Source organism: Gemmatimonadaceae bacterium (assembly GCA_036003045.1).
In the GTDB taxonomy this organism is placed as follows: Bacteria; Gemmatimonadota; Gemmatimonadetes; order Gemmatimonadales; family Gemmatimonadaceae; genus JAQBQB01.
Genome location: DASYSS010000021.1, coordinates 1 through 13,347 on the forward strand (window position 1 = coordinate 1; position 13,347 = coordinate 13,347).

Sequence of the window (13,347 nt, forward strand, 5' to 3'; positions counted from 1 at the left end):
GCGCGTGCGTGCGTTCCTCGATACGCTGCAAACGCTGGTCGAGCAGGCCGGCGTCGGCACCATCGAGCGTGAGGGCGACGGCCGCCGAGTCACGCACACAGCAGGCGATCAGCGCGCGTTGCTGGCGCCGAGCCTTGATGCTTTGCGGGAATGTGTCGCGTCGATTCCGAATCTCGACGTTCAGTTTCCGGGGCGTGACGACTATCTCAAAGTCGGCTACGCCATCAAGGCCGCAGCAGGGCAGGACAACGAGGAAGACGGCTGCGAGCTGTTCGTGGAGTGGGCGGCGAAGTGGGACGGCGGCGTCACACCGCCCGAGCTGGCGCGCGAAGACTTCCGGCGCATGACGGGCAAGTCATCTGTGGGCTGGTCGTATCTCGCGGAGTTAGCACGACAGCATGGCTTCAATGACGCGGGGTATGTCTTCGATTTGGTCGAGGGGGCGGAGCCGGCCCCGGTCACAGCGCCGTGGGCGCGCACGTATGCCTCGGTGGGCGAAGGGTTCGACGCGTTCAACGCTCGTTTTGCTGTCCTTCTGAGCGGCGACATTCTCTGTATCACGCCGAGTGGCTACGTCATCTTGAAGCGAAACAAGTGGGGGACGCTCGTCGGCAATGCGAGAGTGCTAGTGCCCGGCGAGAATGCCCCGAAGCCGCTTGCTCCGCTTTGGCTGGCCTCGGCCGGGCGGCGGACCATTAGCAAACTGGTGTTTGACCCGACGCTGCCGCCCTTGAGCTTCGTGCCAAACGGCGACGACTTGCCGGCCTTCAATACCTTTCCCGGCTTGGCGCTGAAGCCGTCAGCGAACGGCTTATGGACTCTGTTTGAGCGCCATTTGCGAGAGATCGTGGCTAATGGCGACGAAGCACTCTTCCAGTGGATCGTGCATTGGCTTGCGGCGATGGTACAGCATCCTGAGAGAATACCGGGGACTGTGCTCGCGCTACTAGGTCCGCAGGGCGCCGGGAAAGACATCGTGGGCCGAGTCATGGCGCGCATTCTCGGTCAGCTCTACGTGAGCATCGGTAACGACCGACAGCTCACAGGGCCGTTTAATGCTGCGCTTCAGGGCGCCGTACTCGTCCACCTTGAGGAAGCGATATTTGCCGGCGATCCGCGCGTTAGAAGTTTGCTAAAATACTTGATAACGACGCTGACCCTCAGAATTGAACCCAAAGGTTTGGATTCCTATGCCGTGCAGAGTTGCGTTCGTCTGCTCATATCGAGCAACGAGGCGGCTTTCGTTCCGGTCGAAACCGGCGACCGGCGTTACACAGTGGTGAAAGTCAGTGACAAATATGCGTCGGGCATGCCCGGCCGCGAGGAGTATTTCGCGGCTGTGCATCAACAGATGTTCGATGAGGGCGGCTGTGCGGCATTCCTCAATTGCTTACTGAACGTCGAGGTCGATTGGAACCTCATCCGCCGTCCGTTCGTAACGCCGGAACACAGTGAGCAGGCGCTACACTCCCTCGCCCCGGACCTGCGTTGGTTTCACGGTTTGCTCGACGAAGGCGGTGCGTTGCCGGGCGCTGAACGTGAGGGCGCTGTCCTCGTTGACCGGGACATGCTCTACGCGAGCTACGCCGAAGCATGCAAGGCGGCCGGCGCTCGACGACTGCCAAGCCGAAAGTCACTGACGACGCTCTTGCAGCAACACGGCGTTGGCGAGTGTCGCCCCGCCAAAGCCAACCGAATCGGCTGCCGCCCTCGCCTGTATCAATTCCCCGCACTGCCGCAGATGCGTCGGGAATTCGAGCGTCGATTGGGCGGACCAGTTGAGTGGAGCCCGCGAGACGGGTGGGAGTGTGATGCAATGGGAACGGACATTCCCGAAAGCACACCTGACCTGAAAATCGTATCAGCGGGTGCCTTATGAGCGCCGCGCCTACAAGCGTCGAGGCGCTGTATGTCATTGACATTTTTGTTCGTCCAAGCGGTAGCCTAGGAGTTGCCGTCCGCGCGCCGGCTTGGGCCGAGCAGTCGCGGGACGGTCACCCGCGCTGGATGCTTTGGTGTCCGATATGTGGCGAGCTTCACACCCACGGCCGCGTCAGCAATGACAGCCTACACCGGGTGGCGCACTGCGCGCACGTCGAAGCGGGCGATTACTACTTGCGTCCAATACCGGGCTTGCATCCACGCCGCCGGCCAACAGTCCTCGCCGAAAATGCACGCGCCGCACGACGCGCACGCGATCTAATCCGCCGAAAGGCGTCACGTCGCTAGTCGCCGCACCGCTTGACCGCCTGTTCTCGAATATCACTGTTGTATCACGGGAGGACCCACGAGGAAACACAAACACATGACGCAAGCGAACGACCACCCTGACACGCCCACCGATTCGGCGCCCGATACGAGGACGCCGGTACCCGCCATGTCGATGGAGATTGCCGCGACCCTCATGGCCGCGCGGGTGCTTAACTACCAAGCCCCGCCGCAGACGGCGCCTGAGTTGCCGAACATGTCGTCGCCACGATGCAGGGCGTCTTTCACCGGAAGGGCACGAACGACGAGAAGTGAAACGGCCTGACCGCCGCGTTGCTACCGCACCAAAGCACGATGTGAGACCCCGCAACATCGTTGTTTTTTTTTCCCACGGCGCGGTCCGGTCAATGCCTTCCGCGCTTTTCTTCACAGGGACGACCCGGAAACATGACAAGACGTGAAACTGGTACGAAACGAACAGCCCGCACCCGAGAGTCTGTCGAAGGCAATCTGGACGCTGGCCGCGTCGCTTCCGCCCGGCACGGCTGTTCCTGTCCCAAGTGATTGGCTCATGCAGCAGCTAGGTGCAATCGGCCCGAGTTCGGCAACCGCCCCGCCGGCAACCGGCCGCCTGCTCACGGCTGACGAAGCGGCAACGCGACTCGGAATGACCAAGCAGACGCTGTACCGAAACGCGAAACGATTTCCCTTCACCGTTCACGTTGGGCGCCGCGCGCTGCGGTTCGACGAGAACAAATTGAATCACTGGCTTGCGCGACATACCGGCGCGCGCGCAGCATGAGCGGTTCTCTACCGCCCAAGGCGGGCAAGGAGGTTGCCGTGAAAGCGAAGCGCGAGCGGGGCGAAGGTTCTATCTATCAGCGGGGGAAGGCGTGGTGGATCAAGTATTCAGTGCGCGGAAAGGTCTACCGTGAGAGCAGCAGGTCAGACAAGCCGGGTCATGCAACGCGCTTGTTACGTCGCCGCTTGTCCGAAATTCAATCGGGGCGCCACGCTCCCGACGCCGAGCGAGTCGAGTTTGAGGATTTGGTGAAGCTGGTCGAGAACGATTACCGGCTGAACTCGAACCGCTCTTGGCTGCGAGCGGCTAGGTCGTTCGCACGACTTCGCAAGGCGTTCGGCGATGTCCGAGCCGTGGACATCACTGCGGACCGCGTCACGAAGTACGTAGCGGCGCGCATGGACGAGGGAGCCGCGCAGGCGACGATCTCGAACGAACTGGCCGCCTTGAAGCGCGGCTTCGCGCTCGCGATTCGAGCGGGGCGACTACACGGCAAGCCAGCGTTTCCAATGATCCGCTTGGACAACGCCCGCAAGGGATTCTTCGAGGAAGACGACTTTCGGGCGCTGGTGGCCGAGTTACCGCCTTATCTCCGCTCGCCGATCATCTTCGCGTATCTGACCGGCTGGCGCATCACCGACGAAGTGTTGTCGCTGCGATGGGAACAGGTCGATTTGCACGCCGGCATAGTTCGCCGGGAAGTCGGCACAACGAAGAACCGCGACGGCCGCGAGTGGCCTATTCACGCGCTGCCGGAACTGGCGCGCCTGCTGCAATCGCTACGCGATGAGTCCAAGGCTGCGGGGCATATCACCCCTTTCGTGTTTAACCGTCACGGGAAGCCCATCAAGGACTTTCGCGGCGCATGGTCGTCCGCATGCGAGCGTGCGGCGTATCGCGAAGAAAACGGTACGCGCGTGCTCGTTCGGCCGGGGCTGGTCGCACGCCTTGAGATTGACCCGGCGACAGGCAAGGCCAAGCGCGTGCGACCGATCCCGCATGACTTCCGGCGCACCGCCGTTCGCAATCTTGAGCGCGCCGGCGTATCGCGGTCTGTTGCTATGAAGCTCGTCGGACACAAAACGGAGAGCATCTACCGGCGCTACGCTATCGTCTCCGCGCGCGATCTCGCCGAAGGCGTCGCGAAGCTCGCGAACCTGCACGACGGGCACAAAACGGGCACAAAAGACGAAACCGACGCAGGCGCGTCGGTCTCGATGGAGCAGCCGCAACTCGCTGCGATGTAACTACATGCCCAAGGCGGGACTCGAACCCGCAAGGCCCGAAGGCCGGGGGATTTTGAGTCCCCTGCGTCTACCAATTCCGCCACCCGGGCCGGGACTCGAATGTAGTCGCGGCTCCAAGCCCTCTCAACGTTCGGCCGGATTCTCCGGCGGAGGCGGGCCATCGGGGGGGGGCGCGTTCGGCTGATTCTGCCGGAGCTTCTGGAGGTTCTGCGTCAAACGCTCCTGCAAGGCCGTGTACCGCGCGCGCTGGAGCGGCGTCAGAAACCCGCCGAGCTCCTTCTGCTCGGCCTCGAATAGATCGGCGCGGCGTCGCTGGGCCTGCACCAGCACATTCATGTGCTGCTCGATGACGGCGTTTTGGTCGATGCCGGTTGTGTCTTGCATCGCCGCTCTGAGACCGAGCCGCGCCTGCCGCTCGTCGCGCTGAATGTCGGCGCGCTGACGCTCGTACTTCGAGTTCACCTGGTTGAGCGTGCGCATCTGCTGGTCGTTGAGATTGAGCTGCTTGCGCACGGCGACCATCCACGCCTGACGCACGCGCCGCTGCAACGCCACGCGCTCGGCGGGCGGCTGCGCGGAGTCACGACGTTCGGCTTGACGCTCGGCCTTCAGCGCGGCGCGCGGACGACGCGGCGGCGGGAGCACGGCGCGTCCGCCGCCGCCCTGTGCGAAACCGGCGGCCGGCATCAGCGCCACTCCCGATAGCGATGCGATCACCAGCAAACGTCCGATCGTTCTCACGTGGCCACTCTCACAATCCCGTCGGCGACGTCGTTCGGCCGCCGACACGCAATGTCACCGGCTCCGGCTCGGTGATCGGCGTCGCGTCCATGTGCTCGATCGCGTCGAGCAACGATTTGAGCTGTCGCTCGTTGAGATCGCCGATCCGGTTGTTCGTCAAAGCGCTCGCTTGGTCGTCGGTCGATGCCATCTCCTCGCGGTCCCGCACCGCCGGAGCCGACGGTTTCACAGGCCGCGGCTGGACCGGTACGGACGCCCTCGTTGCGTTTGGTGCCGGCGAGCGAACGCCGCCGCTCGGAACCAACGGCGGCACGTTCGTGGTCGATTCGGTCGCGGCACTCTTTACCTGACCCACCGCCGGCGTGGTTGCTGAATCGCGTCCGCCATCGCGTGCGTTGCGCATCACCGCCAACGACGTTCCGCCGGCGACGATGAACGTCACCGCCGCGGCGATGCGCCAATCGCTCAAGACGCGCCCACCCCAGCCGCGCCGCCGCTCCATTGGGCGAACCGCGCCGGGCTTCGGCAGCGCCGCGACAATGCGATCCACGTCGACGCGTGGTGTCTCGCGATCCAACGAGCCCCGCAAGGACCGCAGCAGCTCGAGCTCCGAGCGACAGTCCGCGCAGCCATCGACGTGCGCGACGACTCGCGCGCGGGTACGCGCGTCGAGCCGCTCGTGCAACAGATCCGGCAACAGGTCCCGGACGTCGGCGTTTGGACAATCACTCATCGAGAAACTCCTTCACAGCGCGCATCGCGTTGTGGTAATGCACCCGCGCCGCGCCTTCGGTGGTCCCGACAGCCGCGGCAATCTCCTTGTACGACAACCCTTCCGCTACCCGAAGCGTAAAAACCTCCTTCTGCGTCGGCGACAGCCGGCTCACCGCCTTCCGCATCCGCCGCTCCGTTTCCGTCGCCACCACGCCGTCGAGCGCATCGTACTCCGTGGACGCATCGTCTTCCTGAATCTCGACGCGGTCTCGCCGTCGTTTTTCCGACCGGCGCCGGTCCACCAGCAAACGCCGCTCGATCGTGAACAGCCACGTGCGAAACGAGCTCTCTCCTCGAAAACCATCGAGCGAGTTGAACGCTCGCACGAACGTGTCTTGCACCAACTCGTCGACCTCGTTTCGTTCTCCCGAGGCCACCGCGAACCGAGCGAGCGCCGACGCGTGCCGAGCGACCAACGCGCTGGCCGCACGTTCGTCACCGGATTTCCAACGAGCGATGAGCTCTGAGTCCAGCCCCTCATCGGCGTCTCTCCGGGTGTCCTGGCCGCCGTCGCGCGCCGCGTCGCTCATTCGGTTCAAACGGTAGACGTCACAGGCCTTGCGCCGTTAAGGTCCAGATCGGCAGGGTTCGCTGGCGACTGTCCCCGGCTCGGGACGGGCCTCGACGGGCTGAGGCGAACAAAGCCTGCCGGGCTGGTGTTTCCTAGTAGACGAACAATGGCAATCGAACGAATCGCCCATCGCGGCGCCCGCATCGAGCTTCCCGAGAACACGCTCGCCGCATTTGGGCGGGCGTTCGAGCGGGGAGCGAACGCCATCGAGTTGGATGTCCACGCCACGTGTGATGGGGTCGTCGTCGTTCACCATGACCCCGACCTGGCGCTCCCGGTCAGCATTCCGCGTCGCGCGATCGCTGAGATGACGTGGCAGGAAGTCGACGCAAGTCGCCTGCTGACGCAGATTTCCATCCCGACGCTCGCGGAAGTTCTCGCCATGGTTCCGGCGAGCGCGACGGTGTACGTCGAGATCAAGGGCCTCCAGATCGAGCTGGCCGTGGCCGACGTGATCGGGCGGTCATCCGCCCACTGTGCTGTGCATTCGTTCGACCACGACACGATCGAGCGCTTCAAGAGCATCGCGCCAGACGTCCCGCGCGGCATCCTGTTCGAAGGAAACGCCGAACAGCTGGACGTCGAGGTCCGGCGTATCGGCGCGCGCGACGTCTGGCCGCACTACTCGCTCATCGACGCCGCCCTCGTCGCGCGAACGCGCGCCCTTGGTGCGCGAACGATCGCCTGGACGGTGAATGACGCCACGGAAGCGCGGCGGCTCGCCGGACTCGGCGTCGACGGCATATGCACGGACGACGTCCGACTACTCGATGGCCTCGAGTTGGGGCCGTTGGCGCAAAGCTGATCTCTGAAACTGGATACGCGAGGATCCAGTCTAGTGCGCGGCTTTGTTAGGGCCCCGAAGGCGGGGGCGCCGGCGTGGGATTCAGCAGCTCTCTGCGTCCTTTCGCGGCCTCGGCGACGAGCGTCTCGAGGCGCGTGACTTCGGATTCCGCGGCCGTGATGTTGTTCATGTGCGCGGTGTAATCGTCGGCGGGCAACTCACCGCCGGCTTTGCGCGCATTGTAGACCGCGTAACCGAATCGCTGCGCGAACCGATCGACGGACTGGCGCGCGCGGTACAGTTCGAGGCGCAGCCGTCCCTCATCGAGCGCGCGCTGCGCCGAGCGCCCCGCGCGATCCAGCTCCTGGCGCAGCCGGTCGAGCAATGCCATTCCTACCTCGCTTTCCGGTCACCGGTGACCGGTCCGGTCACCGGCCTACGCTACCGACGCGTCGCCCGTGGCGGGATATACGCTAACCTTGTACCGCGCCCGGCTCTTGTGCTCGAACTTCACCACGCCGTCGATGAGCGCAAAGATCGTGAAGTCAGTGCCGAGGCCGACGTTGTTGCCGGGATGCCACTTCGTGCCGCACTGCCGCACGATGATGTTCCCCGCGCTCACGCGCTCGCCACCGTACTTCTTGATGCCGCGGTACTTCGGATTGGAATCTCGGCCGTTTCTCGAGGAGCCGACGCCTTTCTTGTGTGCCATTGCGAGCTCCCCTAGCCGAGCGAGATGGCGTTGATGCGAACTTCGGTGAATCCCTGACGATGACCGCGCTTGCGCGCGTAGTTCTTTCGGCGCTTCTGCTTGAACACGACGATCTTCTCGCCGCGACCGTGTCGAACGATCTCGCCAGTGACGCTCGCGCCCTTGAGCGCAGGAACGCCGGTCTTCACCGCCTTCCCGTCGTTACCGAGAAGGACGTCGTTGAATTCGATCGCGCCCCCCGCCTCGCCTTCGAGGGAGGGGATCTTGTAGGTGCGGCCGGGTTCGACACGGAACTGCTTGCCGCCGGTTCTGATGATTGCGTAGGCCATGTATCTGGGAACTGGTGAGCCTGTAAAGCTAGATAATGCCGTTGGTTGTGTCAACTCAGTCACCGGTCACCGGTCACCGGTTTCCGGATCGCGCGAAACAGGCGGAGATGGCGGTCGATTGGAGACGGTCGGCGTTCCAGAGCGCGTCGATGCCGCGATTCGGCGCGTCAGCCCGTGAAGCATCCGCGCGATATCGTCGATTTGCCGGAGAAGCTCAACCTGTGTGGCAGTCGCGAGCAACTCCTGTCTGCAAGCGATGAGTAACAGCGTCTCGAGTTCGCGGAGTGAGCCGCGAGCGATCGACAGAAATCGGAGATACTCGCGGGCGCCAGTTCGCCCGTGTCCCTCGGCGATGTTCGTCGGTATGGATACGGCCGAGCGCCTGATCTGGCTGACTAACCCGAACCGCTCATCACTCGGGAAGCGCTTGGTGATTGAATAGCAGGCGTCGACGAGGATCAGTGCCTGCTGCCACACCCGCAAATCCTTGAACGATCTCACTCGCTCCGTCATCTGATCCCTGGCCGTTAGGTAGTTCCGGATACCTGTGACCAGAGACCGGAGACCGCATCATCATTTCATTCCCGATCCCACCATTACCCCGCGACTGCGGTCGCCGCTCTAAGCGACCGCATATTGCCCAGTCACGTCCCTCCCCGCCGACTTCACCACCAGCTTGAACTCGTCCGGCCTCAGCAGGGGGTCGTCGCGGAACTCCAGCCCGAAGCCGACGGCCTTTTCCAGCCGCTTGAGCAGGTCTCGCTCGTTCTCCAGCACGTACATGGCGACGTCGGGGTGAAGTCGGATCACCAGGTGGTCCTTGCGTCCCTCGAGCCCGATGCGGCGGACGGAGCGTTCGACGCGGCGGGCAATGGTTTCGGCGGTGAAGACGCGGCCGGTGCCGTGACAGGTTGGGCACGGGTCGGTCATGTTCTGCAGGTGACTCTGGCGGACGCGCTGCCGCGTCATCTCGATCAGTCCGAGGTCGCTCACGGCGAACGCCTTCGTGCGCGCGCGGTCGCGGCCGAGGTGCGCGCGGAGCTCCTGGAGCACCTTGTCGCGACTCGACTTCGTCTCCATGTCGATGAAGTCGCAGACGATGATGCCGCCCAAGTCTCGCAGACGCGCTTGGCGGGCCACCTCGCGCGCGGCCTCGAGGTTCGTTCGGAGAATCGTCTTTTCCGGATCCTTCTTGCCGGTGTATCGCCCCGAGTTGACGTCGATCGACACCAAGGCTTCCGTCGGCTCGATGATCAGGTACCCGCCCGACGGAAGATCGCAGCGGCGCTTGAACAGGTCGCGAAGCTCCTGCTCGATGTTCGCCTTGTCGAAAAGCGGCGTCTGATCCTCGTACAGCTTCACGCGGTCCACGAGCTCCGGAGCGATTCCCTTCAGGTACTCCAGGATCTCGTTGTGGACCTGCTTCGAGTCCACCGTCACCTGCTCGACCTTCGTGCTGAAGACGTCGCGCATCAGTCCGCGCGTGAGACTCGTCTCGCGGTGCACGAGCGCCGGCGCTCGCACGAACGTCGTCTTGCGCTTGATCTTCTTCCAGTTCCCGATGAGCGTCGTCAGCTCGCGTTCGAGCGTCTCTTTGGTGACGTCTTCGCCGACGGTGCGGACGATGACACCTCCCGCGTCCTTCGGCAGCACTTCCTCGACCTGCGATCGCAGCCGCTTTCGCGTTTCGCGATCGCCGATCTTGCGGCTCACGCCGACGCGATCCGCGGAGGGCATGAACACCAGAAATCGTCCGGCGAGGGAAACCTGCGCCGTGACCCGCGGGCCTTTCGTCGAGATCGGCTCTTTCGAGACCTGGACGATCAGCGTCTGGCCGCGCTTGAGGACGTTCTGGATGGCGGGTGCTGTTTCGTGACGACGGCGGCCACCGCCTCCGCGGGGCGTCTCGGCTTCGTCGTCCGAATCGTCGTCTTCGTCTTCGTCGTCATCGCCGCCGGCGTCGGGATAGACCAAATCCGACGCGTGCAAAAACGCGCTCTTCTCCGTCCCTATGTCGACGAAGGCGGCTTGGATTCCCGGTAGTACTGCTTCGACGCGCCCGAGGTAGATGTCGCCGACCATTCGGCGGGCTTCGGGGCGATCGACCAGAAGTTCAACGAGCTGGTCGTCCTCGAGGATGGCAACTCGCGTTTCTCGCGGATTGGCGTTGATCAAAATCTCTCTTTTCATCAGTGCCCATCGCGGATCCAGGTTCCGGCGACTCGGCAGAACCGGCGCGATGGCGTTTCGAATTGTGGGGTGAGTGCCGCGTCGCCCGTGTGGCGTACGCGACGTCTCGTGGATGGGATGTCCGAGCTTTCCGGGTGATCGTCCACATCGACTCCGGCTGAGGCGTGTGCGCCGTGTCCGGACGCGCAGCGGCGGCCGGCTCGTTCAGCGTGGTGCGGAGGGATGTGCGATCGGCCCAACGAATTAGGCCACGGACCGGAAACAGGACGAACGCCAGCAGACGAGCCAAGGACGCGTTGGCCGCCGACTGGCGCGGGATGCGCATCGTCCGCTTCGAGTCGCGGAACGGAACGAGCGCAGGAGAAAGCGCGACAGATATCACCGTTCTGGAATGTAAACGGCGAACTCCCGTTTTCGCAACAAGTTAGAGAGTCGAGCGCGCAGATCTAAAAGGCGGGCGCGGCCTCGCCGAGCGTTTCGCGGAGCAGCTGCCGCGCGATGACGATGCGCTGAATCTCCGACGTGCCCTCGCCGATCTCGCAGATCTTCGCGTCGCGCATGAACCGCTCGATCGGATAGTCCTTCGTGTACCCGTAACCGCCGTGCAGCTGAACCGCGGCGATCGTCGCACGCATCGCCAGCTCGGAGCAGAAGAGCTTCGCCATCGCCGCTTCCTTACCGAACGGCTTGCCGTTCTGAGCGAGCCAGGCCGCGTGGTACATCAGGTGCTTTCCCGCCTCGATTTCGGTCGCCATGTCGGCGAGCTGGAAATGGACGCCCTGGAAGTTCACGATCGGCTGGCCGAACTGCTTGCGGACGCTCGTGTAGTGCGTCGCCTGCTCCAGCGCTCCCTCCGCGATGCCGAGCGACAGCGCGGCGATGCCGATTCGGCCGTTGTCGAGCGTCTTCATGAAGTTGATGAAGCCTTCGCTCTCGGCGCCGAGCCGGTTCTCGATCGGAACCTCGACGTCTTCCATGATCAACTCGGCGGTGTCCGATGCGCGCCAGCCGAGCTTGTCCTCCTTCTTGCCGGCGCGGAAGCCGGGCATCGGAATCAGCGACGGCTCGTGTCCGACACCGACCTTCGCGGTCTCGTCGAGATCCGACGTTTCCTTCGTGAGGATGAACGAGCTGATGCCGCGCGTTCCAGCCGAGCGGTCCGTGACGGCGGTGACGACGAAGATCTCACCGACGCTGCCGTGCGTGATGAATCGCTTCACGCCGTTCAGCAGATAGCAGTTGCCTCGTCGAACGGCGGTCGTGCGCGTGCCGCCCGCATCGCTCCCGGCTTCGGGCTCGGTGAGTCCGAATCCGCCCATGACCTTGCCCGACGCGAGAAACGGTACGTAACGACGCTTCTGCTCGGGCGTTCCGAACTTCACGATCGGCGACGTGCCGAGCGTGGTGTGGGCGGAGATCGTGAGCGCGTGAGATGCGTCCACTTTGCCCACCTCGTGGATCACGATCATGAAGCTCAGGATGTCGAGCCCCGCCCCGCCCAAATCCTCCGGCCACGGCACGCCGAGCAACCCCAGCTCTCCCATCTTGCGGATGCTTTCCCAGGGGAACTTTGCGGTCGCGTCGTACTTGGCGGCGATCGGCGCGACCTCATCGCGCGCGAACTGGCGCACCATTTCGCGAGTCGCCAGGTGCTGCTCGGAGAAATACAGCGAGTCATCCATGACGGGCTTTGCTAAGCGGCTTCGGTGTCGTCGGACGAACGAACGATGTCGAGGAATCGTTCCCCGTATCGCTCGAGTTTGACCGGACCCACGCCGCGAATCTTTGCCATCGCGCTCGCGTCCGCCGGACGCCGGACGGCGATTTCGGCCAAGGTCCTATCCGGGAAAACTACATAGGCGGGGACTTGTTCTTCCCGCGAAATCGTGCGGCGGAGGTCGCGGAGCCGGGCCAAGAGGGCCTCGTCCGCGCCTGAAAGGGTCGGGGCTTCGTCGGGGCTGGACGTTTCGCGGGATCGATCCGCCGAACGTTGCTTGGTCCTGCGGTCGGCGCCTCCGCGCAGACTCGGCGCCGCGCCGGACTCGACGATGACCTTCGTGCCCATGCAGTTGTCGCAGCCGGCGCACCTGGCGCGCGCGGCCGGGTCGCCGAAGTAGCGCAGCACGAGTCCTCGGCGACACCCCTTGGTGTACGCGTACTGCTGCATCATGTCGAGTTTCTGGAGATCCGCTTTGCGGCGGCGGTCGATCGTCGCCCAGTCGATGCGAAACGCCGTGAGCGGCTTTTTGGGCGCGGCGAGCGATGCACCCGAGCCCGCGCGCTTCCACATCAAGAACTGGCGCGACTGGAGCGCGTCGAGAATCGGCATCGCGCCCGAGCCGCCGCCGAATCCGGGTGGAAGTCCGTCGAGGTCGATCGGCGCGCCCTCGTTGAGCGCGGCGCCGGCGACCCGCCACATCGCGCGCAACAGTCCTAGCTCCATCGACGCCGAGCCGGGGTCCAGCTCACGCTTGATGCGTTCCGGCGTCGCGAGAAACCGTACGAACACACGCGCGCCCGACTCCGCTTCGACTCGATAGGCGCCGCCCTGCGCGAGAATCCTCAGCGCGGATTCGACGTCTCGTTCACCGGCTTTGGTCTTGAGGCGCGTCGCCAGATCGGCCGGCGCGGCGTCGACGGTGCCGGTCGCATCGGAGTTGCGACGCAGCAGCTCGTACACCTCTTCGACGAGGGCGCGTTCCGGATACGCGCCCTTGATGAAGAACTCGTGCGTGAAGCGGTCCGGAAAAGCGTGGAGGAGCACACACTCCGAGTGGAGTCCATCGCGCCCCGCTCGGCCGGCCTCCTGGTAATACGCCTCAAGGGTACCGGGCATGGCGTGATGGACGACGAGCCGCACGTTAGGCTTGTCGATCCCCATGCCGAAGGCGTTCGTCGCCACAATGGCACGGACGTCCTCGTTCATGAAGCTGTCCTGCACCTCGTGCCGATGCGCATCGTCGAGGCCCGCATGGTAGGCGGTGGCCGA

13 protein-coding genes and 1 tRNA gene are annotated in these 13,347 nt (G+C 64.2%); 3 read left to right on the plus strand and 11 right to left on the minus strand.

Going from position 1 to position 13,347, the window contains the following annotated elements:
• Together VGQ44_03995 and VGQ44_04000 are read left to right on the plus strand one after the other, a co-directional pair.
• Positions 1 to 1,879: DUF5906 domain-containing protein (locus VGQ44_03995; GenBank protein HEV8445950.1), on the plus strand; the 1,879-nt coding region annotated here is incomplete at its 5' end.
• Between the two features lie 1,127 nt (positions 1,880 to 3,006).
• A complete protein-coding gene (locus tag VGQ44_04000) occupies positions 3,007 to 4,257 on the plus strand; it encodes a tyrosine-type recombinase/integrase (GenBank protein HEV8445951.1) in 1,251 nt (416 codons plus the stop codon).
• Between the two features lie 5 nt (positions 4,258 to 4,262).
• Here the strand turns inward: VGQ44_04000 and VGQ44_04005 are convergent.
• The 4 genes from VGQ44_04005 to VGQ44_04020 all read right to left on the minus strand — a co-directional run bounded on the left by VGQ44_04005 (position 4,263) and on the right by VGQ44_04020 (position 6,302).
• Positions 4,263 to 4,346 (minus strand) — tRNA-Leu (locus tag VGQ44_04005).
• A 34-nt stretch (positions 4,347 to 4,380) separates the two neighbouring features.
• Positions 4,381 to 4,998 (minus strand): hypothetical protein, encoded by a 618-nt coding sequence (locus VGQ44_04010; protein HEV8445952.1) that lies wholly within the window; start codon positions 4,996 to 4,998, stop codon positions 4,381 to 4,383.
• A gap of 10 nt (positions 4,999 to 5,008) precedes the next feature.
• Positions 5,009 to 5,731 (minus strand): zf-HC2 domain-containing protein, encoded by a 723-nt coding sequence (locus VGQ44_04015; GenBank protein HEV8445953.1) that lies wholly within the window; start codon positions 5,729 to 5,731, stop codon positions 5,009 to 5,011.
• Positions 5,724 to 6,302 carry an RNA polymerase sigma factor gene (locus VGQ44_04020; protein ID HEV8445954.1) on the minus strand — a complete coding sequence of 193 codons (579 nt, stop codon included), beginning with the start codon at positions 6,300 to 6,302 and terminating at the stop codon, positions 5,724 to 5,726. Before VGQ44_04020 ends, VGQ44_04015 begins: the two co-directional genes overlap by 8 nt.
• 147 nt (positions 6,303 to 6,449) lie before the next feature.
• Between VGQ44_04020 and VGQ44_04025 the strand changes: the two genes are divergently transcribed.
• A complete protein-coding gene (locus VGQ44_04025) occupies positions 6,450 to 7,148 on the plus strand; it encodes a glycerophosphodiester phosphodiesterase (GenBank protein ID HEV8445955.1) in 699 nt (232 codons plus the stop codon).
• Positions 7,149 to 7,194: 46 nt separating this feature from the next.
• Here VGQ44_04025 and VGQ44_04030 read toward each other — a convergent pair whose 3' ends face one another.
• From VGQ44_04030 to VGQ44_04060, 7 genes are all read right to left on the minus strand, one after another.
• Entirely contained in the window at positions 7,195 to 7,518 is a 324-nt protein-coding gene (locus VGQ44_04030) for a hypothetical protein (protein ID HEV8445956.1), read from the minus strand.
• Between the two features lie 45 nt (positions 7,519 to 7,563).
• On the minus strand, positions 7,564 to 7,839 hold the full coding sequence (gene rpmA / locus VGQ44_04035) for a 50S ribosomal protein L27 (protein ID HEV8445957.1): 276 nt from the start codon (positions 7,837 to 7,839) through the stop codon (positions 7,564 to 7,566).
• A gap of 11 nt (positions 7,840 to 7,850) precedes the next feature.
• On the minus strand, positions 7,851 to 8,168 hold the full coding sequence (rplU, locus tag VGQ44_04040; GenBank protein ID HEV8445958.1) for a 50S ribosomal protein L21: 318 nt from the start codon (positions 8,166 to 8,168) through the stop codon (positions 7,851 to 7,853).
• Positions 8,169 to 8,234: 66 nt separating this feature from the next.
• Positions 8,235 to 8,681: a four helix bundle protein gene (locus VGQ44_04045; GenBank protein ID HEV8445959.1), complete on the minus strand. Its 447-nt coding sequence runs from the start codon at positions 8,679 to 8,681 to the stop codon at positions 8,235 to 8,237.
• A gap of 108 nt (positions 8,682 to 8,789) precedes the next feature.
• A complete protein-coding gene (locus VGQ44_04050) occupies positions 8,790 to 10,358 on the minus strand; it encodes an Rne/Rng family ribonuclease (GenBank protein HEV8445960.1) in 1,569 nt (522 codons plus the stop codon).
• Between the two features lie 446 nt (positions 10,359 to 10,804).
• Positions 10,805 to 12,040 (minus strand): acyl-CoA dehydrogenase family protein, encoded by a 1,236-nt coding sequence (locus VGQ44_04055; GenBank protein ID HEV8445961.1) that lies wholly within the window; start codon positions 12,038 to 12,040, stop codon positions 10,805 to 10,807.
• An 11-nt stretch (positions 12,041 to 12,051) separates the two neighbouring features.
• On the minus strand, positions 12,052 to 13,347 hold a 1,296-nt coding region (locus tag VGQ44_04060; GenBank protein ID HEV8445962.1), incomplete at its 5' end, for an HRDC domain-containing protein.